Annotated in this window: 17 protein-coding genes; 7 read left to right on the top strand and 10 right to left on the bottom strand. The window is 66.5% G+C overall.

From position 1 onward, the window contains the following. Positions 1 to 57 precede the first annotated feature (57 nt). From D5084_RS03040 to D5084_RS03010, 7 genes are read left to right on the top strand one after another with little or no spacing between them, the layout of a single operon-like run. Complete coding sequence (locus tag D5084_RS03040) at positions 58 to 1,086, top strand: N-acetylneuraminate synthase family protein (protein WP_128514044.1); 1,029 nt, start codon at positions 58 to 60, stop codon at positions 1,084 to 1,086. Then, positions 1,083 to 1,862: a glycosyltransferase family 25 protein gene (locus D5084_RS03035; RefSeq protein ID WP_128514043.1), complete on the top strand. Its 780-nt coding sequence runs from the start codon at positions 1,083 to 1,085 to the stop codon at positions 1,860 to 1,862. Before D5084_RS03040 ends, D5084_RS03035 begins: the two co-directional genes overlap by 4 nt. Continuing rightward, complete coding sequence (locus D5084_RS03030) at positions 1,859 to 2,611, top strand: hypothetical protein (protein WP_128514042.1); 753 nt, start codon at positions 1,859 to 1,861, stop codon at positions 2,609 to 2,611. The genes D5084_RS03035 and D5084_RS03030 overlap by 4 nt, the downstream gene beginning before the upstream one ends. Then, positions 2,608 to 3,738, top strand: a complete 1,131-nt coding sequence (locus D5084_RS03025; RefSeq protein ID WP_128514041.1) for a hypothetical protein — start codon at positions 2,608 to 2,610, stop codon at positions 3,736 to 3,738. Before D5084_RS03030 ends, D5084_RS03025 begins: the two co-directional genes overlap by 4 nt. After that, positions 3,731 to 4,855: a UDP-N-acetylglucosamine 2-epimerase gene (gene neuC / locus D5084_RS03020; RefSeq protein ID WP_128514040.1), complete on the top strand. Its 1,125-nt coding sequence runs from the start codon at positions 3,731 to 3,733 to the stop codon at positions 4,853 to 4,855. The genes D5084_RS03025 and neuC overlap by 8 nt, the downstream gene beginning before the upstream one ends. Continuing rightward, positions 4,848 to 6,107: a 3-deoxy-D-manno-octulosonic acid transferase gene (locus D5084_RS18830; RefSeq protein WP_274378860.1), complete on the top strand. Its 1,260-nt coding sequence runs from the start codon at positions 4,848 to 4,850 to the stop codon at positions 6,105 to 6,107. Before neuC ends, D5084_RS18830 begins: the two co-directional genes overlap by 8 nt. After that, complete coding sequence (locus tag D5084_RS03010; RefSeq protein ID WP_128514038.1) at positions 6,104 to 7,402, top strand: 3-deoxy-D-manno-octulosonic acid transferase; 1,299 nt, start codon at positions 6,104 to 6,106, stop codon at positions 7,400 to 7,402. Before D5084_RS18830 ends, D5084_RS03010 begins: the two co-directional genes overlap by 4 nt. A 44-nt stretch (positions 7,403 to 7,446) precedes the next feature. On the opposite strand, the gene D5084_RS03005 is transcribed toward D5084_RS03010, so the two are convergent. The 10 genes from D5084_RS03005 to D5084_RS02960 all read right to left on the bottom strand — a co-directional run bounded on the left by D5084_RS03005 (position 7,447) and on the right by D5084_RS02960 (position 18,483). Next, positions 7,447 to 8,394 carry a Gfo/Idh/MocA family protein gene (locus D5084_RS03005; protein WP_155523090.1) on the bottom strand — a complete coding sequence of 316 codons (948 nt, stop codon included), beginning with the start codon at positions 8,392 to 8,394 and terminating at the stop codon, positions 7,447 to 7,449. Beyond that, a complete protein-coding gene (locus D5084_RS03000; protein ID WP_128514036.1) occupies positions 8,388 to 9,176 on the bottom strand; it encodes an SDR family NAD(P)-dependent oxidoreductase in 789 nt (262 codons plus the stop codon). Before D5084_RS03000 ends, D5084_RS03005 begins: the two co-directional genes overlap by 7 nt. Continuing rightward, positions 9,169 to 9,876: an acylneuraminate cytidylyltransferase family protein gene (locus D5084_RS02995; RefSeq protein WP_128514035.1), complete on the bottom strand. Its 708-nt coding sequence runs from the start codon at positions 9,874 to 9,876 to the stop codon at positions 9,169 to 9,171. Before D5084_RS02995 ends, D5084_RS03000 begins: the two co-directional genes overlap by 8 nt. 24 nt (positions 9,877 to 9,900) lie before the next feature. Then, positions 9,901 to 11,325 (bottom strand): amidase, encoded by a 1,425-nt coding sequence (locus D5084_RS02990; RefSeq protein WP_128514034.1) that lies wholly within the window; start codon positions 11,323 to 11,325, stop codon positions 9,901 to 9,903. Positions 11,326 to 11,396: 71 nt separating this feature from the next. Next, on the bottom strand, positions 11,397 to 12,419 hold the full coding sequence (locus D5084_RS02985) for an ABC transporter substrate-binding protein (protein WP_128514033.1): 1,023 nt from the start codon (positions 12,417 to 12,419) through the stop codon (positions 11,397 to 11,399). A 33-nt stretch (positions 12,420 to 12,452) separates the two neighbouring features. After that, entirely contained in the window at positions 12,453 to 13,253 is an 801-nt protein-coding gene (locus D5084_RS02980) for an ABC transporter permease (RefSeq protein ID WP_128514032.1), read from the bottom strand. After that, positions 13,246 to 14,157, bottom strand: coding sequence for an ABC transporter permease (locus D5084_RS02975; protein WP_128514031.1), 912 nt, complete (start codon positions 14,155 to 14,157; stop codon positions 13,246 to 13,248). The genes D5084_RS02980 and D5084_RS02975 overlap by 8 nt, the downstream gene beginning before the upstream one ends. Before the next feature lie 2 nt (positions 14,158 to 14,159). After that, positions 14,160 to 15,236 carry an ABC transporter ATP-binding protein gene (locus tag D5084_RS02970; RefSeq protein WP_128514030.1) on the bottom strand — a complete coding sequence of 359 codons (1,077 nt, stop codon included), beginning with the start codon at positions 15,234 to 15,236 and terminating at the stop codon, positions 14,160 to 14,162. Between the two features lie 40 nt (positions 15,237 to 15,276). Further along, positions 15,277 to 16,749 (bottom strand): amidase, encoded by a 1,473-nt coding sequence (locus D5084_RS02965; RefSeq protein ID WP_128514029.1) that lies wholly within the window; start codon positions 16,747 to 16,749, stop codon positions 15,277 to 15,279. Between the two features lie 96 nt (positions 16,750 to 16,845). After that, positions 16,846 to 18,483 (bottom strand): ATP-binding protein, encoded by a 1,638-nt coding sequence (locus tag D5084_RS02960; protein ID WP_162302364.1) that lies wholly within the window; start codon positions 18,481 to 18,483, stop codon positions 16,846 to 16,848. Between the last annotated feature and the right edge of the window lie 76 nt (positions 18,484 to 18,559).

Below are 18,559 nucleotides of genomic sequence, written 5' to 3'. Positions count from 1 at the left end.
TCGTCTTGACAGGCGCGGCGGGCTGACGCACCACGGGCGGCAACGATGGAGACCCCCATGAAGATCGCCCACCGCGAGATCGGCCCCGGCCACCCCCCGCTTGTCATCGCCGAGATCGGCATCAACCACGGCGGCGACCTTGCCGTGGCGAAAGAGATGGTGCGCCTGGCCGCCGGTGCGGGCTGCGAGATGATCAAGCATCAGACCCACATCATCGAAGACGAGATGACCGAAGAGGCGAAGTCGATCTTCCCGCCGAACGCCGATGTCTCGATCTGGCATGTGATGGAGCGCTGCGCCCTCAGCCGGGACGAAGAGGCCGAGCTGAAGCGCTATACCGAAAGCCTGGGGATGATCTGGATCTCCACCCCTTTCAGCCGGGCGGCGGCGGATTTCCTGGAAACGCTGGACGTGCCGGCCTACAAGATCGGCTCGGGCGAGGCGGACAACCTGCCCCTGATCCGCCACATCGCGCGGAAGGGCAAGCCCGTGATCCTGTCCACGGGGATGCAGACCATCGAGACGATTCGCGCCAGCGTGGAGATCCTCGATCAGGCCGGGATCGACTATGCGCTGCTGGAATGCACCAACCTCTACCCCAGCCCGGCCGAGATCGTCAGCTTGCGCGGGGTGACGGAACTGCGCGAGGCGTTCCCGAAGGCGGTGGTGGGGTTCTCGGACCACTCCATCGGCCCGGAAATGGCCTTGGCCTCGGTGGCGCTGGGGGCCTGCATCCTGGAACGGCACTACACCGACACGCGCTATCGCAAGGGGCCCGACATCATCAACTCGATGGACCCGGCGGAGCTGCGGTTCCTGATCGACCGGTCGAAGGAGATCTGGATCGCAGCGAACAACCCCAAACAGCGGTCCGCGCCAGAGGAGGACGTCTATCGCTTTGCCCGTGGGTCCGTGGTCGCCGACCGCGACCTGCCCGAAGGCCATGTGATCGGCGAGATGGACATCTGGGCGCGGCGACCGGGGTCGGGCGAGATCGCGGCCTATGATTTCGACAAGGTGGTGGGCAAACGGCTGAAGCGCGCGGTGACGCGGAACACGCAGCTGAAGTGGGGGGATCTGGGGTGAGCCTCGCCCGCGCCGACATCGGCATCTGGCTCATCAACCTGCCCCGTGACGTGGACCGCCGCGCCCGGATGGAGGCGCAGCTGAAGGCACTGGGGCTGGAGGCGCGGCTGTTCCCGGCGATCGACGGCCGGGCCGAGGAGGGGCGGTTGATGCAGCGCGCCGATGCGCAGGCCTATGCGCGCAACATGGGGGCGCCGCTCTTGCCGGGAAAGCTCGGGGTCTATGCCAGCCATCTGGCGGTCTGGGAGGAGCTTCTGGCCTCGCCGCACCGGGCGGCGCTGATCCTGGAGGATGACGTGGTGTTTCACGACGACTTCCTTCAGGCGCTGGATACGGCGCTGGCCCATGCCGATCTGTGGGATCTGGTGCGGTTCAACTGCATCCGCGCCAAATGGCCGGTGACGCAGGCCCGTCTCGGCCCCTATCGCCTGAACGCCTATGTCGGCCCCTTCACCGGGAACGCCTGCTATCTGATCCACCGCGAGCTCGCCGCCCGTCTGGCCCCGCGCCTCTGGCCGCAGACCCGGGCGCTGGATCACGAGTTGAACCGGTTCTTCCTGCATGATTACCGCCAGCTCGGGCTGGAACCCTGGGCGAGCCACCCCGATGACGGTGGGACCAGCACCATCACAGGCACTGGCTTTGCGCTGGTGAGAAAGCCGCATTGGACCAGGCGTCTGCCGTACTACGGACAAAAGGCCGCGAACTATTTCCGGCGCGCCTTGTGGCTGTGGCGCAACGGGGCGCTTCGCGCGAAGGACGGGCGGGCATCGTGACGGATCTTCCGCTTCCCGTCCTGACCTTCCCGAAAGAGGTTGCGGCCTTCGTAAGACGCACCTATGCGGAAGCCGCCGTCATCCTTGAGTACGGCTCCGGCGGCTCGACCTTCCTGGCAGCCTCTTCCGCAGGCAAGCGCATCGTTTCCGTCGAAAGTGACCCCGCTTGGGCGCACCGCATGCGCGAGATTGCAAACGCGCATGACCTCCCCTCGCCACCGACGGTTGTCTATGCGGATATCGGGCCGGTCGGGGCCTGGGCGCGCGCGCTTGACCACCGGCATCTGAACGACTTTATCGGCTATGCCCAGGCCATCTGGGCAAGTCCCGACTTCGTGCATCCCGACGTCGTGCTGGTGGACGGACGATTTCGCGCCGCCTGTTTCATGACGGCCTATCTCTGCGCAGAGCGGCCGATAACTCTCCTGTTTGACGATTACAGCAAGCGGAGCGAGTATCATGTGATTGAACGGCTCGTGAAACCGACGCGTATGGTGGGCCGAATGGCCGTTTTCGACATTCGTCCGGAGATGAGACGCGAAGTAGAGCCCTGGCTTCTGCTCTCGACCTATTTTGAAGCGGTCTGTTCCTTCCGGGTGGGAGTGGCACCACGTGGGCCCAAGCTCAAGCGCCGTCTGGTCCGCAGCCTATCGCGGATGCTCAGCCTGCAACCGCAGAGCGACCCGACCCCGCCTGGCATGACACTGGGGCGTCTCTGGCGGAAGCCAGGGCCGAGGCAGTTGTTATGAACCAGGAAGCTTCGCTTTCCAGCATCGTGCTGCCCTCGGTAAGCTTGGTCGAGCGTGACCTGCCCGTGCGCGCCCAGCGTGGTCTGGGTGCAGATCCCGCCAACTGGCAAGAGTATGACCGTCGGACCCTTGTCTACGACGCGATCTACCTGCCGAACTCGGACCTGGTTCGTCTGTATCTGCCGCGTCTGCTCAATCTTCAGGGCATCCTTTTGCGCAGCCGGTTCTTCATTGACGGGCAAGAGACTCGCCCGACCCGGCATAAAGTCTTTCGCCGGTTCGAGGTTGTCGACTTCAGACATCGCAATCCACCGCCAGAGCGGATCGAGATCGAAACCGAGTCGATCGGAACATTTGAAGCCCGGATCAACCCGGCAGCGCATGAGGCCTTCAAGGGTCGGCGCGTGGTCTACACTTTGCTCCGAAACGAAAAGCTGGAATGGATACGGGACTGGCTGACATTTCATCAAGCCGTTCAAGGGGCGGACGCGGTGCTGATAGCCGACAACGGCAGCACAAGCTATAGTTCCAGCGATCTGCGGGAAGCCATTGCCGAAGTGCCGGGATATGTGGTTAGCCACGTTGTCTCCGTGCCGCTGCCCTGGGGTCCAAGGGGGGCTGCCCCAGGGGTGGATGACGGCAAATACCTCCAGACGGCACTCCTGAACCTCATGCGTGACCGGTTCCTTCTGCTCGCCGACGGAGTCCTGAACCTCGACGTCGATGAACTGCTGTTGCGACTCGGGCGAAAGAGCGTGTTCGATCAGGTGAAGCGTTGGGGATTCCTGACCTTCCCCGGTGAGTGGCGCTATCCGGATGCCTCTGTCGTGGACCCCCTGCACCGCGATCACATATTCCGCGACAGTTCGGACAAGCCCTGCGCAACGAAATACTGCTTCCGCCCCTCATCGCTGCTTGGCCGGATGTGCCTGTCGGTGCACAGCCTTGAACACATCAACCGGCGCCTCTTTTCTGGACGTCGGCAATTCACCTTCCTTCACTGTCGGAATATCTCGACCGGATGGAAGTACGACCGGACAAGGTTCGCCGACGGTAACATGAAAGTCGACCCGGCGACTGTGACCGCGTTGGACGCTGTTTATGGACGGCAAACCGAAAATGGATAGTCCGTCCCGCCACCTTCTCTTCCTCACCGGGACCCGCGCCGATTTCGGCAAGCTGGAACCCTTGGCCATCGCCGCCCGCGATGCCGGGCACCGGGTCACCTTCTTCGTCACCGGGATGCACCTGCTTGATCGCTACGGCCTGACGGTGAACGAAGTGCGGCGGCTCTCCGGGGTGGGGGTGCATGAATTCCTCAACCAGCGCCCCGGCGATCCGCAGGATGTGATCCTGGCCAAGACGGTCATGGGCTTTTCAGACTATGTCACCGAAAACCGCCCCGACCTGATCGTGATCCACGGCGACCGGATCGAGGCGCTGGCGGCCTCTCTGGTCGCGGCGACGAACTACATCCGCTCGGCCCATGTCGAGGGGGGCGAAGTCTCGGGCACCATCGACGAGGTGTTCCGCCACTGCAACTCCAAGCTCTGCACCAGCCATTTCGTCTCCTCCGAGGCGGCGGCGCGGCGCGTGGCGGCGCTGGGGGAACCCGCCGAGGCGATCCATGTCATCGGCTCGCCCGAGCTGGACTTCCACGCACGCCCCTCGGGCGTGACGCTGGACGAGGTGCGGGCGCGCTATGCCATCCCCTTCGCCGACTACGGCATCGCGGTCTTTCACCCCGTCACCTCGGAGCAGGACAGCATCGGTGCCCAGGCGGCGGACCTGTTCGCGGCGCTGGAGGCCTCGGGGCGCAACTTCGTGGTGATCGCCCCGAACAACGATCCGGGCTCCGAGGCTATCTTCGCCGTGCTCGACCGCCTGCCGAAGGACCGTTTCCGGGTGCTGCCCTCGATGCGGTTCGCGCATTTCTCGGAACTGATGAAGAACGCGGCCTGCATGGTGGGCAATTCCAGCGCCGGCGTGCGCGAGGCGCCGTTCCTGGGGGTGCCGTCGCTGGATGTCGGCACGCGCCAGACCAACCGGGCCGAGGCACCCTCGGTCATCGCCTGCAAGGCCAGCGACCGCGCGGTGATCCTTGACTTCCTGCACCACCACTGGGGTCGCAGGGCCGAACAGCATGACGGCTTTGGCAAGGGTTCGGCTGCGGAACGGTTCGTCGAGGTCCTGTCCCGCCCGGTCTTCTGGCAGCAAGGCCTGCAGAAGGCCTTCCGTGACTAGGACGCCGACTGCCCCGACCGGAGCGGCGCTGCGGGCCTATCTGGCAGCCAGCCGGGCCATCCCGCTGGTGGCGCGCCCCGCCCTGCGCCGCCGCCTGGCGCGCGGCAAGGAACTGCCCGACCGCTGGCGGGAAAAGCTGGGCGAACCCGGCCTGCCGCGCCCCGATGGCCCGCTGGTCTGGCTTCATGCCGTGGGTCTGGGCGAGACGCTGGCCCTGCGCGGGCTCATCGCGGCGATGGCGGATCAGGCGCCGGGGCTGGAGTTTCTGGTGACCTCCGGCACGCGCGGATCGGCCGAGGTCTTCGGCGCGAACCTGCCGCCCCGCACCCGCCACCAGTTCCTGCCGCTGGATGCGCCGCCCTTTCTGGCGCGGTTTCTGGACCATTGGCGCCCGGCGCTATCGGTCTGGGCGGAACAGGATCTCTGGCCCGGCGCGGTGGTGGCGACGGCGCGGCGCGGCATCCCGCTGGCTCTGGTCAACGCCCGGATGAATTACGCGGCTTTCACGCGCCGCAGACGCGGGGCCGGGTTGTTCGGCGACCTCCTGGCCCGTTTCGCGCTGATCGCCGCGCAGGACCAGGGCACGGCCCGTCACCTTGCGCAACTGGGGGCGCGTGACGTCCGCATCACGGGCTCGCTGAAGGCTGCGGCCCCGCCTCTGACAGCCGATCGGGGGCAGCTGGAACGGCTCGGCTCTGTGCTGGCCGATCGCCCGGTGGTGCTGCTTGCCTCGTCCCATCCCGAGGATGAGGCGGTGACGCTTGCGGCCTTGCGCCGCTTGCATCGCCGCCCGCTGTTGCTGATCGCCCCGCGGGAGCCGTCGCGGGGGGCGGAGATCGCGGCGCAGGTCGCGGCACTGGGCCTGCGCGCCTCCCGGCGCGGGGCGGGGCAGGGACCGGAGGCGGATGTCTGGATCGTCGACACGCTGGGCGAGATGGGGCTTTGGTATCGGCTAAGCCCCATCACGCTGGTCGGCGGCAGTTTCGGCGCGACCGAGGGGCATAACCCGTGGGAGCCCGCCGCACTCGGCTCGGCGATCCTGCACGGGCCGCGCATCGGCAACTTTTCCACCGACTATGCCCGGCTGCACGCCGCAGACGCCGCGTTGCAGGTCGATGCGGAAACCCTGGGACCCGCCCTTGTCGCCGACCATTCGCCCATGGCCGCACGCGGGCGGGCGCTGTCCACCGCCGCGCGGGGTGAGCTGGTGCCCCTGGCGCGCGATCTTCTGGCGCTGGGGGGCCTTTCATGAAGCTGTGGGCCTTTCTGAGGCTGTGGTCGCTGATGTGGCATCTGGGACTGCCCGCAGTGCTGGTCTACCTCTGGAGGCGTGGCCGCAAGGACCCGCTGTACGTCCGGCACCTGTCCGAACGCTTTGGCCGCCATCCGTCCGGCTTGCCGGGTGCGGTCTGGGTCCATGCGGTCAGTCTGGGCGAGATGCGATCCGCCGTGCCGCTGGTCCGGGCGCTGCTGGATCGGGGGGAACGGGTTGTCACCACCCATTTCACCCCTGCCGGCCGACGCGAGGCCGAACGGGTCTTTGCCACCGAAATCGCGCAGGGCCGTCTGGCCGCTGTCTGGGTTCCGTTCGAGACATCATGGGCTTACGCAGGGTTCTTCAAGACCTTTCGTCCGAAGCTGGGCCTGGTGATGGAGATCGAGATCTGGCCCCGGATGATCTTTGCTGCCAAGGACGCGGGCGTGCCGCTGTTCATGTGCAACGCGCAATACCCCAGCGATTCCATGGCGCGGGACGCCCGGTTCGGCTTGCGCCCCGCCCTGATGCGCGGCTTTGCCGGGGCCTTCGTCAAGTCAGAGCTGCAGGCGCAGCGGTTTGCATCGGTGGGGGTGCAGAACATCGCGGTGACGGGCGAACTTCGTTTCGACCAGCCGATCCCCGCTGCGCAACTGGCCGCCGCAAAGGCCCTGCGCCCCGGTCTTGGCCCGCGCCGGGTCATCGCCTTCGCCTCGGTGACCGAGGCCGAGGAAGGGCTGTTCATCGCCGCCGCGCGCGAGATCCTGTCGGTCCGCACCCCGCCGCTGGTGATCCTGATCCCGCGCGCGCCGGAACGCTTTGACGCGGTGGCGCGGATGCTGGCTGACAAGGGCGTCCTCTTCGACCGCCGCAGCACCCGCTTCAGCCGCAAGTTCGTGCAGCAGTCCCGGTCGCCGATCGACGTGCTTCTGGGGGATTCGCTGGGCGAGATGTATTTTTACCTGGCAATGGCCGACCGCGTGGTGGTCGGCGGCGGCTTTCAGCCCAAGGGCTCGCACAACATCATCGAACCTCTGGCGCTGCAGCGTCCCGTGATCGTCGGGCCGAACATCCAGACCATCGAATATCCGGCAGCCGAGGCGATTGCGGCCGGGGTCTGCCGTCAGACGACCGCAGAGCGACTGGTGCAGGATGTGCTGACCTGGCCCGATCCAGACCCCGAAACGATCCGGACCTTCATGGCCGCCCATGCCGGGGCAACCCGAAGGACGCTGGCCGCGCTGGAGCCGCTGCTTTCCAATTCTGACTTCAGGGCGCGCGGAACGAGTTGATCGCACTGCCCCCTCCGATGCGCTTCACAGGCCATTCGTGATGGTTACAGTTCCATCTCGATCTGGCCGGTGAACACCCGGGCTTCCCAGGCCGCCGCGATCAGCTCGTTCGTCGCGCGCATCCGATCAAATCGCGGGCGCAAATGATCTTCTGGCAAGTCCTCTCCGGCTGCGAGTGCCAGGAAATCCTGCATGGCCGCCAGGAACATTGCGTTGCGTTCAAAGGGAAAAACGCGGTGCTCTTGACCAGAAGCCGTCAGCACGTCCAAGCGCGCGGCCTGGAAATCCGTCTCTATCCTGCCAGAGGCGGTCGACAGTACCAGTCGCCGCACAAAGACAGGAGAGATGTAGTCCATCGCCACCGATCCCGCAGCGCCGGCAGGGGCGCTCAGGTGCAGGCTCGTTGCGAAATCGACACCCGGAAATCCGGCATGCCCAAGACTTCGGACATCGTGCAGACGCATCCCCGGAAACAGGGCCAGCATCAGGTCGATCTCGTGACACAGGTCCAGCAACACGCCGCCGCCTTCGGCTCGCGCGGCATAACTCTCGGCAAAGCGCCAGTTCTGGCGCCACTTCCGGACGTCATGACCGATCTCGGCATTAAAACGGAACGTCCGGGACAGGTCCATGGCCGCCAGCGCCCTGACGACCGGATGGTAGCGCATCATGAAGCCGATCATCGACCGGCGGGCAACCGGCTCGGCTGCGGTGTGGATCTCGGCGACCTGCGCTGCCCTCCAGGCCAAAGGTTTCTCGGTGTAGAACGGCCAGCCCCGGTCGGCACATAGCCGGATCAGGTCAAGCCTGATCGGGGTCTCCGTGGCGATGATCATGCCCGCCACATCGCGCCGAGTGGCCACTGTATCGCGCTGGAAACTCCGCCATGGGATCAGCTCTGCCCTGGCTCCCAGCGCGACAAGGTTCTCGGCATGGCGCCGCCCGATTGATCCCGCCCCGATGACAAGGATGGTTCCGGTCGGGATCACCACGCCGAGAACCCTCCATCGACATTGACCATCTGCCCGGTCATGTAGCCTGCCTGCGGGCTGCACAGGAACAGCATGACACCGGCGATCTCGTCGGGGCTGGCCATGCGGTTCAGCATGATCAACTCGCCGACGCGGCGCTGGAACTCTTCGGAATGGTTGTTGAAGACGGCCCCCGGAGCGATGGTGTTCACCGTCGCTCCGCGGTGGGCCCAATAGCCTGCAAGCCAGACCGTAAGCCCGTGGATTCCGGCCTTGGACACACCATAGGCGGCGAAGTTCTTGAACGGCATGCCGTCGTAGATCCGGTGATGCGCGCCGTTCAGGGCGTACATCGAGGCGACATTGATCAATGTGCAGGGCCATCTGCCCACGATGTCGCGGTCCATCTGCCGCGCGATCATGAAGGGGGCGGTCAGATTGGTGCGCATCGTCCGCTCCCAGTCGGTCACGCTGATGTCGGCGAAATCGGGAAACGGCTTGCCGGCCCCCATCAATAGCTCGCCCGTGATGGCGGCATTGTTCACGACCACGTTCGGTTGCCAGCCGTCAGCCAGGATTCGTCGGAAGATTTCGGACACCTGAGCTTCATCGCTGACGTCGAGTTCGTAGAATCGGAACCGCTCGTTCCCGGCATGGGCGTTCTGCAAAGCCTCTGCCCGCGTTCCTGGCAGGTCCGAGGCGATGACCCGTGCCCCTGCCGACAGCATCTGCCGCACATAAGTCGAACCCAGAACCCCGCCGGACCCGGTGATGAAGATGGTGCGCGATGCAAGGTCAGTCATGCGATCCCTCTTTCAGCCTTTCGCTCAGCAGCCATTCCACAAGGCGGAAATCGAACGAAGTGTCGATGTCCACGCAGCGTTCCGGCGGAATTTCATAGGGGATGACGCGACCCTCGTAGATGCTGGTCGCGCGCCGCAGGTAATCTGGGTTGACCACATAAGTGCTTGCCGCATGCTCCCAGACCTTCGGCGCGGATTGCCGCGACCAGACGCCACCCGGCAGTTCCTTCGATACTTTAAGTCCGCCATCTGGGCGAAGTTCCACAAGGTTGAAATATGGATTCTTTCGCGCTTCGCAGACGCTCATCACCATGTCTGGATGTTCGATTTCGTAAAGTGACAGGGCGCCGTCGATGTCCTCGGGCAGGCGCAGCGGCGAGGTGCAGTCGAGGTCGAGGAAGGCCGATACCGGCCCGGTCAGCGCCTCGCTGGCCGCGAGAGCATGCTGCCAGACCCTCCATTTCGGCGCGCTGTCGGTGGCAAGCTCGGCCGGGCGCAGGCCGATCTCCAGCGCACCGCGCCTGACGGCGTGGTCATAGATCGCTTCGTCATCCGTCGAGACGACAACCGCCCCGACGCGCGGGTTGGCGAAAAGCTGGTCCAGCGACCAGTCGATCAGCGGCTTGCCGCAGAGCATGCGGAAGTTCTTCCCCGGCACGCCCTTCGACCCCTTGCGCGCCCCGATATGCCCCAGGATCATCAACGCCTCCCTTTTGGCAAAGCCTTACCGCGACGCGGGCGCGGATGCCAGAGAGGGCGGTCGGCGCTGGGGCCATTCGGTCGCCCGGTGCCAGGCCTGTCCGATGGCCAGCACGCGGGCATCCGCGCCCGACCGGCCGATGATCTGCATCCCCATCGGCAGGCCCCGCGCGCCAAAGCCCAGCGGCACCGACAGCGCAGGCAGGCCGATCAGGCTGGCCGGCACGACGACTTCCATCCAGCGGTGGTAGGTGTCCATCCTGCGCCCGGCGATCTCTTGCGGCCAGCGCCAGTCGGCCGGGAAGGGCCAGACCTGCGCCGACGGCAGGACCACGGCGTCGAAGCGCTGGAACATGCGCGCCGCATGGGCATGCCAGCGGCTGCGGATGGCGCTGGCCTCGTAGACGGCCTGGGCCGTCAGCCCCAGACCCTGCTCGATTTCCCAGATCGTCTCGGGCTTGGTCAGCGCCCGTTTGGCGGGGTCTTCGGCCAGGGCCCGCTTGCCGCCCGCGTTCAGCATCGCCCGCAGCGTGACCCAGGACTGCCACAGCTTCTCGGTCGGGAAGGGTGGGGCGAGCGGCTCGACAATGGCGCCCATGTCTTCCATCCGGCGCAGGGCGCTCTCGCAGAGATCGAGGATACCCGGCTCCATCGGATAGGCCCCGCCCCAGTCGCCCAGCCAGCCGATCCGGCAGCCCCGCATCCCGCCTTCCAGCCCCGTCAGCAGATCGGGCAGCGCGCGCGGAAACGGGACCTCGGGGTTCTCGCCCGCCAGCACCGCAAGCAGCCGCGCCAGATCCTCGACCGTGCGGGCCATCGGCCCCTCGGTCGAAAGCGTGGACAGATAGGTCTCCCCCTCGGCATCATGCGGCACGAGACCCCAGGTCGGGCGAAAGCCGTAGACGTTGCAGAAGGCCGCCGGGTTGCGCAAGCTGCCCATCATGTCCGACCCGTCTGCCACCCAGGCCATGCGCGCGGCCAGCGCCGCCGCCGCCCCGCCCGAAGACCCGCCCGCGCTGCGCGACAGGTCGTAAGGATTGCGCGTGACCCCGAACACCGGGTTGAAGCTGTGCGACCCCTGGCCCCATTCCGGCACGTTGGTCTTGGCCGCGATCACCGCCCCCGCCGCCCGCAATCGCGCGGCCACCAGATCGTCGCGCGCAGGCACATGATCCTTCCAGATCGGCGAGCCCCAGGTCGTCCGCAGCCCGGCCGTTGCCACAAGGTCCTTGACGGCAAAGGGAATTCCATGAAGCCAGCCCGAAGGCACCCGATCGTCCAGCCCCCGCGCCTCGACCAGCAGGTCATCGGGATCGCGCTGGCTCACGATGGCATTCACCGCCCCGTTCGCCGCCTGCACCTGCGCCAGCCAGACCGCCATTACCTCCGACGGAGCCACCTTGCGGGCATGGATCGCACGGGACAGGTCGGAGGCAGACCATTCCAGCATGGGTTTGCCTTTTCGGAAATACTCCACGGGGGTCCGGGGGTGTGAAACCCCCGGAGGTCAGCCAAGGGGCGCTACTTCTGCAACTCGGTCCAGATCGCCGTGATGTACTCCTGCGCCTTCGGGCTGCAGGTCGGGATGAAATGCCCCGCATCCTTCAGCTCGGCCGGGATCACCAGTTCGGGCGCGTCCTTCATGTCATCGGGCATGAAGGGCTCGGTCCCGGAGATCCCGTTGGCATAGCGGGCAAAGGCGCTGATCATCGCGGCGTTTTCCGGCACCATGATGAAGTCGAGGAACTTGTAGGCCTCCTCGACGTTCTTGGCGTCCTTCAGAAGCATCACCTGGTCCATCCAGACGACGAAGCCTTCCTTCGGATAGCCATAGACGATGTCGGGGTTCTTCAGCCGCGCGCGCAGTATCGCGCCGTTCCAGTAGACCGAGGCCGGGACGTCGTTCGTGGCCATCTTGTCTTCCATGCCGTAGTCCATCGACATCCAGTAGGGCTTGGCGGCCAGAAGCGCATCGCGTGCCTTCTTCAGGACTTCGGTGTCCTCGGTGCAGGGCTCGCCGCCGACATACATCGTGGCCAGCGCCACCACGTCGTTCATCTCGGGCGTGACGTTGATCTTGCCTTTCAGCTCTTCCGGCGGGTCCAGCCAGATCGCGCTGGTGTTCACGTCGCCGGCATAGACCGACTTGTTCACCGCGACGCCGGTCGTGCCCCACTGCCACGGAATCGAGTATTTCCGGCCCGGATCGTAGTCCACGTTCATCCATTCCGGGGCGATGTTGGCGTGGTGGGGCAGCTTGGACAGGTCCAGCTCCTGCACCAGGCCCTTCTCGATCCAGATCGGGACATAGTTGGCCGAGGGCACCACCAGATCGAACCCGGCCCCGCCGGCCTCGACCTTGGCCAGCGCGGTGTCGTTGCTGTCGTAATCGGTGACCGTGACCTTGATCCCGGTCTCCTTCTCGAACTTCGCCAGAAGCTCGGGGCTGGTGTAGTCGCCCCAGTTGAACAACTGCAATGTGCCTTCCGCAAGCGCCGGGTTCGCCGCGAAAAGCAGGGCCAGGGCAGTCAGTGTCCGTTTCATTGTCGTCTCCTTGATGGGCGGCGGCGTCTTTTGTCAGCGCCGTTCGCGGGTGAGCAGGAAGAAGGCGGTCAGGATGACCACGGTGAGGCCAAGTAACGCGGTCGAGATCGCGTTCACTTCCGGCGTCACGCCGCGGCGCAACTGACCCAGCATGTAGGTCGGCAGGGTATCCTGACCGGCGGATTTCACGAACTCGGTAATCACGACATCGTCCAGCGAGGTGATGAAGGCCAGCATCGCCCCGGCCACGATCCCCGGCGCCAGCAGGGGCAGCGTCACCCGACGGAAGGTTTGCCACGGGGTGGCGTAAAGATCGGCGGCAGCGGTTTCCAGGCTCAGGTCCATCCCCTCCAGCCGGGCGCGGATCGGCAGGTAGGCGAAGGGAATGCAGAAGGCCGAATGGGCCAGGATCAGATAGCCGAGGCCCTGATAGCCCGTCTGCACCTTGACCCAGGCGAAGACGATCAGCAGGGCGACGGCGGTCACGATCTCGGGCACCATCAGGGGCTGGTTGATCGCCACATAGACTGCGGTCTGCCCCTTGAAGGGCCTGCGCCGGGTGGTGCCAAGGGCTGCCATCGTCGCCACGGTGGTGGAGATCAGCGTGGCCCAGAAGGCGATGACGACCGACCGCCAGGCGGCCTCCTGCACGGCAAGGTTGCCCCAGGCCACCGCATACCATTGCAGGGAAAAGCCGTCCCAGCCCATCACGGTCTTGCCGGCGTTGAAGGAAAAGAACACCAGCGTGATGATCGGGATGTACAGCGCCAGGAAGGCAAGCACCGCAATGGCGGTAAAGCCCGGCAGGCGGTTGATGGCGAAACGGTCAGCCATGATCGGACCTCGGACGGTTGGCGGCCCGGACGTAGAACAGAAGCGCGATGGTCACGATGATCAGAAGCGTCATCGACAGCGCCGCGCCCAGGGGCCAGTTGCGGCCCTGACCGAACTGCAACTCGATGAAGTTGCCGATCATCATGTTCTTGCCGCCGCCCAGCACGCGCGGCGTGACATAGGCCCCCAGCGAGGGCACGAAGACCAGGATCGACCCGGCCACGACCCCCGGCTTGACGATCGGCAGCACGATCCGGCGCAGGGCCATCCAGCGGCTGGCATAGAGGTCGTAAGCCGCCTCCAGCATCCGCATGTCAAACCGGTCGATGGCGGCATAGAGCGGCAGCACCATCAGCGGCAGGTAGACATAGGCCATCCCCAGAAGCACCGCGCCGTCGGTGTAAAGCATCTGGATCGGCGTCTCGATGATCCCCATCCGGATCAGCGCCGTGTTGATCAACCCTTCGGAGCGGATCACCTCGAGGATTGCAAAGGTGCGGATCAGCAGGTTCGTCCAGAAGGGCAGGGTCACCAGGAACAGCCAGATCGGCCGTTGCCGGGCGGGCCGGGTGGCGATGAACCAGGCGGTGGGAAAGCCGATCAGGAAGGCCAGCAGCGTCGTCACCGTGGACAGCCAGAGCGAACGCCAGAAGATCGTCAGATGCGCATCCGCCAGGCTGAGCGTGCCGTCGAAGATGTCGCGCTGGAACAGGATCGAGACCCAGCCGTCCGTCGAGAACTCCCACTTCACATTGCCGAAGTCGCCGGGGGCGAGGAAGGAATAGACCAGCATGACCAGAAGCGGCAGGATCGCGGCCAGTCCCAGCACGACCAGCGCCGGGGCCACCAGAAGCCAGCCGTTGCGGTCCGATCGCTGAAGAACGGCTTCCTCGGCCGGGCTCATCGTCAGTCCTCCACCCGCTGGACCGCGCCCTGGGCGAAGGTCACGCCGACCTCCTGCCCCTCGGTCAACCCGGCCTCGCCCGAGGCCGGACTTTGCAGCCGCGCGACGATCTCGGTCCCGTCGGACAGCGCAAGATGGCAATGCGTGTCGGTGCCGAAATAGACCAGAGAGCGGACGCGGGCCGTGATCCCGCCGTCCTCGGGTCGGCCAAGACGCAACTGCTCGGGCCGGACGCAGACAGTGGCCGTCCCGCCCGGGGCAAGACCCGGAACCTCGATCCGGTTGCCGGTCGCCAGCCGCAAGGCGCCAGCTTCGGCGGTGCCGGTCAGGAAGTTCGTCTCGCCGATGAAACTGGCGACAAAGCGGTTCCGGGGATGGATATAGATTTCCTTGGCGCTGCCGACCTGCTGGATCTTCCCCGCGCTCATCACCGCGATGCGGTCGGACATGGTCAGAGCCTCTTCCTGGTCATGGGTGACGAAGATGAAGGTGATGCCCGTCTCCAGTTGCAGCCGCTTCAGCTCGATCTGCATTTCCTTGCGCAGCTTCAGGTCCAGCGCCGACAGGGGTTCGTCCAGCAACAGCACCTTCGGCTGCGGCGCCAGCGCCCGGGCCAGCGCGACGCGCTGCTGCTGGCCGCCCGAAAGCTGGCTGGTCTTGCGCCCTGCCATCGCCTCCAGCTTCACCAGCGCCAGCATGGCCGACGTCCGCGCCTTGATCTCGGACGAGGGTTTGCCCAGCATTTCAAGCCCGAAGGCGACGTTCTGCGCCACGGTCAGGTGCGGGAACAGCGCATAGCTTTGAAACACCGTGTTCACCGGGCGCCGGTTCGGCGGCAGGGTCGAGATGTCGGTGCCGTCCAGAAGGATCGTGCCCTCGGTCGGCATCTCGAACCCGGCGATCAGACGCAGCAGCGTGGTCTTGCCGCAGCCCGATGGCCCCAGAAGCGTGAAGAATTCGCCTTGCCGGATGTCGACCGACACATCGTCCAGCGCCCTGACTGCGCCCGCGCCCTGCCCGAATGCCTTTACGACATTCCTGGCAGAGATGGTCACCTCACCCGCCACGGACACCCCCATGCTGCCGATTCATTTGATCATACTGGTCGGAAACTTTCTTTCACGACAAGCGATTCGTTGCGGATTCCCCGGCCATGGGCGCTCTGATCCCCGCCCAGGGGGTGGCGCGCTCGATCTCTGCGCAAAGGCCGATGAGAAGTTCGTCCTGCCCGAAGGCGGCGGCGAGATGGATGCCGATGGGCAGGCCGTCGTCCGACCAGCCAAGGGGCAACGAGGCGGCAGGCTGGCCGCTGGCATTGAAGATCGCGCAGAAGGGTGAATAGGCGAAGATGCCGTCGGGGCCGGTGCGATAGGCCACATAATCCTCGGTGTCATGCGCAAAACGCCCGACCTTCGCCGGCGGCTCGGCCAGCGTGGCGGACAAGAGGATGTCGGGGCCTGTCCCGCCTTCGGGGTCGAAGAACGCGGCCATCTGGCGGCCGAAGGCGTGGATTTCGCCTACCGCCTCCAGATAGCGCGTCGGGTGCAGGGTCTGCGCATGGGCCCAGGCGCCGCGCCCGACGCCTTCGACCTCGTCGGGGCGTGGCGGTCGGTCGCCGAGTTTCGAGCGGATGGTCAGGGCCGTGCCGATCCCCACGATGTCGGTCCAGGCGCGCATCATCCGTGCGACATCGGCCTTGGGGCGGGAAGGCTCGACTCTGTGTCCCATCGCCTCCAGAAGCCTGCCAGCGTCGCGCACGGCGGCAGACACTTCGGGATGGATCGGCTCGCCCGTCAGCGTCGTGTCGCACAGCGCCACCCGCAACCGGCGCGGCGGGCGCGAGATCGCGTCGGCGTGGCTCCGCGCCAGGGGCGGGGCGACATAGGGCGCGCCGAGGTCCGGCCCGGCGCAGGCGTCCAGCATCACCGCCGTGTCGCGCACCGACCGCGTCAGGAACCCGTCGATCGCCATCCCCGCCCAGCCTTCGCCCGCATAGGGCCCGTCCGGCAGGCGTGCCCGCGTCGGCTTGAACCCGAACAGCCCGCAGGACGAGGCCGGGATCCGCACCGATCCGCCCCCGTCCGAGCCATGCGCCATTGCGACGATCCCCGCCGCCACCGCCGCCCCGGCCCCGCCCGAGGACCCGCCCGGAGTATGGTCCAGGTTCCAGGGGTTGCGCGTCGGCCCGCCATAGACCGCCGCCTCGGTCGCCGCGCCGATCCCGCCCTCGGGGCTGGTCGTGCGCCCGAAGGTCACCACGCCCGTGGCCTTGATCCGCTGGAAGATGCTGGAATCGCCCGGATAGACGGTATTGGCGAACAGCCGCGAGCCATTGTGCGACGGGAAATCCTTCGCCTCGATGCCAAGATCCTTGATGAGGAAGGGCACGCCCCGGAACGGCCCCGTCGGCAGGCCATCGGCAATCGCCTTGCGGGCCACGCCTTCCTGGATCAGCACCACGGCGTTCAGCGCCGGATTGCGCGCCTCGACCGCCGCCAGCGCGGCGTCGAGCAGTTCGTCCGGCGTGACCTCGCCCCGCGCCACCAGGTCGGCCAGGGCCGTCGCATCCGTCACGCCAAGATCGCCAATCATCCGTGGTTCCCTTCGATGTTCCGGGCCAGCCTGCGCCGTCCGGGCCGGTCGCGTCATGTCCGCAACCGACACCCCATGCCGCTCGCGCGCCGCCGCTCAGCTTCCCGGCAGGACCCGCCCCAACACCTCGCGCAGGGCTTCGGGCAGGATCGGCTTGGCCAGGAACCCGTCCAGCGCCGCCCGCAAGGCGTCGTCGCGGCGCACCGCAAGCACATCGGCCGTCATCGCGATCACCGGGATGCGGTTGCCGTGGCTTGCCCGGATGTGGCGCAGCGTCTCTGCCCCGTCCATGCCCGGCATCATCAGGTCCAAGAGCACCACGTCGACCCCGCCCTGCGCCAGGCGTTCCAGAGCCTCGGGCCCGCTGGCCGCCTCGATCACCCGCGCGCCCGAAGCCATCAGAAGCTGGCTGGCGACCAGCCGGTTGGTGGCGATGTCGTCGACAACCAGCACCACGCGGTCCCGCAGATCCGCGGCACCCATCCGTGGCCCCACGGCCTCGGCCTCGGGCGCAAGCACGGTCAGGCGGAAGGTCGCGCCCTGCGCGGTCGGCACGATCACCAGATCGCCCGACATCTGCCGCGCGACGGCCCGGCTGATCGACAGCCCAAGCCCCACGCCCGGCGTTTCGCTGGAACCGCGATAGAAGGGCTCGAACACCTGCTCGTGCAGGGCGGGAGGGATGCCCTTGCCCTGATCCGCCACGTCGATCACCAGCCGCGACCGGGCGTAGCGCACGGTGACCGAGACCGGCCCGCGCGACGAATGTTTCAAGGCGTTGCCGACAAGGTTGCCCAGGCATTGCCGGACGCGCTGGCTGTCGATCAAGAGATTGGTCGGGACGTCACGCTCGACCGTGACCAGAAGCTCGCGGCCCTGGTTGCGAGCTTGCAGGTCGAAGACCAGAAGATTGGCGGACAGTTCGGCACGCACCGCCACCGGGCGCGGGGTGATCGCCACCCTCCCCTCGGTCAGCGCGGAGTAGTCGACCGCATCGTCCAGCATCACCGCCAGATCGCGGGCCGAGGTCACGACCGTCCGCAGCCTCTGGCGCGAGGGGCCGGTCGCCGTGGCCGCCTCGATCTCTCCCAGGCCGATGACGGCATTCAGAGGGGTGCGCAGCTCGTGGCTGATCTGGGCCAGGAACCGCCCCTGCGCCGCGTTCGCCGCCCGGGCAGCTGCGGCCGCGTCCATCGCCACGCGGTGCAGGCGGTTGTTCGACACCATGGCGGTCATCGCATAGCCCGTCACGACGATGACGGTGACGGTGGAGACCGCAAGGCCGACCAGGTTGTCCTGCGACAGCCAATGGTGGGTGTTGAAGATCAGCACGACGACCGCGGCCGTCAGCATCCCGATCACGCCGAGGGTCAGGTGGATCGACCTGACCGAGGACAGATGCAGCAGCGAGCCCACCACGATGCCGACGGCAATCGCCTTGGCATAGGCGTCGTCCTGAAGCCAGACCAGGCCTGCGGCCGAGATGATGGCGGCCTCCATCGGGACAAGCGACAGGAGGAACCCGAGATAGCGGCGCGGAGATCGGACCGGGTCAAGCCCGCGCAGCAGGCGTTGCGAGATGAACTCGCCCAGGATCTCGACAAGGAACAGCGCCCCGGCAACGACGGGTGGGATGAACAGCGAGCACAGCCCATAGGCCACCGCGACCAGGATGATCCGGGGCAGGAACTCGCCCCGGATGATGCGGTATTGCCGCGCCAGCTCTTCGCGCAACCGCTCCCCTTCGGAAGTTGACAGTCTGGGGAAGGAACGCATCGCCGGGACGCACCAAGGGTTGTGGGCGGTTCGC

The organism is Tabrizicola thermarum, from assembly GCF_003574395.1.
Classification (GTDB): domain Bacteria; phylum Pseudomonadota; class Alphaproteobacteria; order Rhodobacterales; family Rhodobacteraceae; genus Tabrizicola; species Tabrizicola thermarum.
Note: the sequence above shows the minus strand (reverse complement) of the source record. Positions and strands in the feature narration are given on the sequence as shown.

Bases quoted from the DNA above. Each gene is read 5' to 3' on its own strand.
- D5084_RS03040 (WP_128514044.1), top strand. From the start codon at position 58: ATGAAGATCGCCCACCGCGAGATCGGCCCCGGCCACCCCCCGCTTGTC.
- D5084_RS03025 (WP_128514041.1), top strand. From the start codon at position 2,608: ATGAACCAGGAAGCTTCGCTTTCCAGCATCGTGCTGCCCTCGGTAAGC.
- neuC (WP_128514040.1), top strand. From the start codon at position 3,731: ATGGATAGTCCGTCCCGCCACCTTCTCTTCCTCACCGGGACCCGCGCC.
- D5084_RS03010 (WP_128514038.1), top strand. From the start codon at position 6,104: ATGAAGCTGTGGGCCTTTCTGAGGCTGTGGTCGCTGATGTGGCATCTG.
- D5084_RS03000 (WP_128514036.1), bottom strand. From the start codon at position 9,176: ATGACTGACCTTGCATCGCGCACCATCTTCATCACCGGGTCCGGCGGG.
- D5084_RS02995 (WP_128514035.1), bottom strand. From the start codon at position 9,876: ATGATCCTGGGGCATATCGGGGCGCGCAAGGGGTCGAAGGGCGTGCCG.
- D5084_RS02990 (WP_128514034.1), bottom strand. From the start codon at position 11,325: ATGCTGGAATGGTCTGCCTCCGACCTGTCCCGTGCGATCCATGCCCGC.
- D5084_RS02985 (WP_128514033.1), bottom strand. From the start codon at position 12,419: ATGAAACGGACACTGACTGCCCTGGCCCTGCTTTTCGCGGCGAACCCG.
- D5084_RS02980 (WP_128514032.1), bottom strand. From the start codon at position 13,253: ATGGCTGACCGTTTCGCCATCAACCGCCTGCCGGGCTTTACCGCCATT.
- D5084_RS02975 (WP_128514031.1), bottom strand. From the start codon at position 14,157: ATGAGCCCGGCCGAGGAAGCCGTTCTTCAGCGATCGGACCGCAACGGC.
- D5084_RS02970 (WP_128514030.1), bottom strand. From the start codon at position 15,236: ATGGGGGTGTCCGTGGCGGGTGAGGTGACCATCTCTGCCAGGAATGTC.
- D5084_RS02965 (WP_128514029.1), bottom strand. From the start codon at position 16,749: ATGATTGGCGATCTTGGCGTGACGGATGCGACGGCCCTGGCCGACCTG.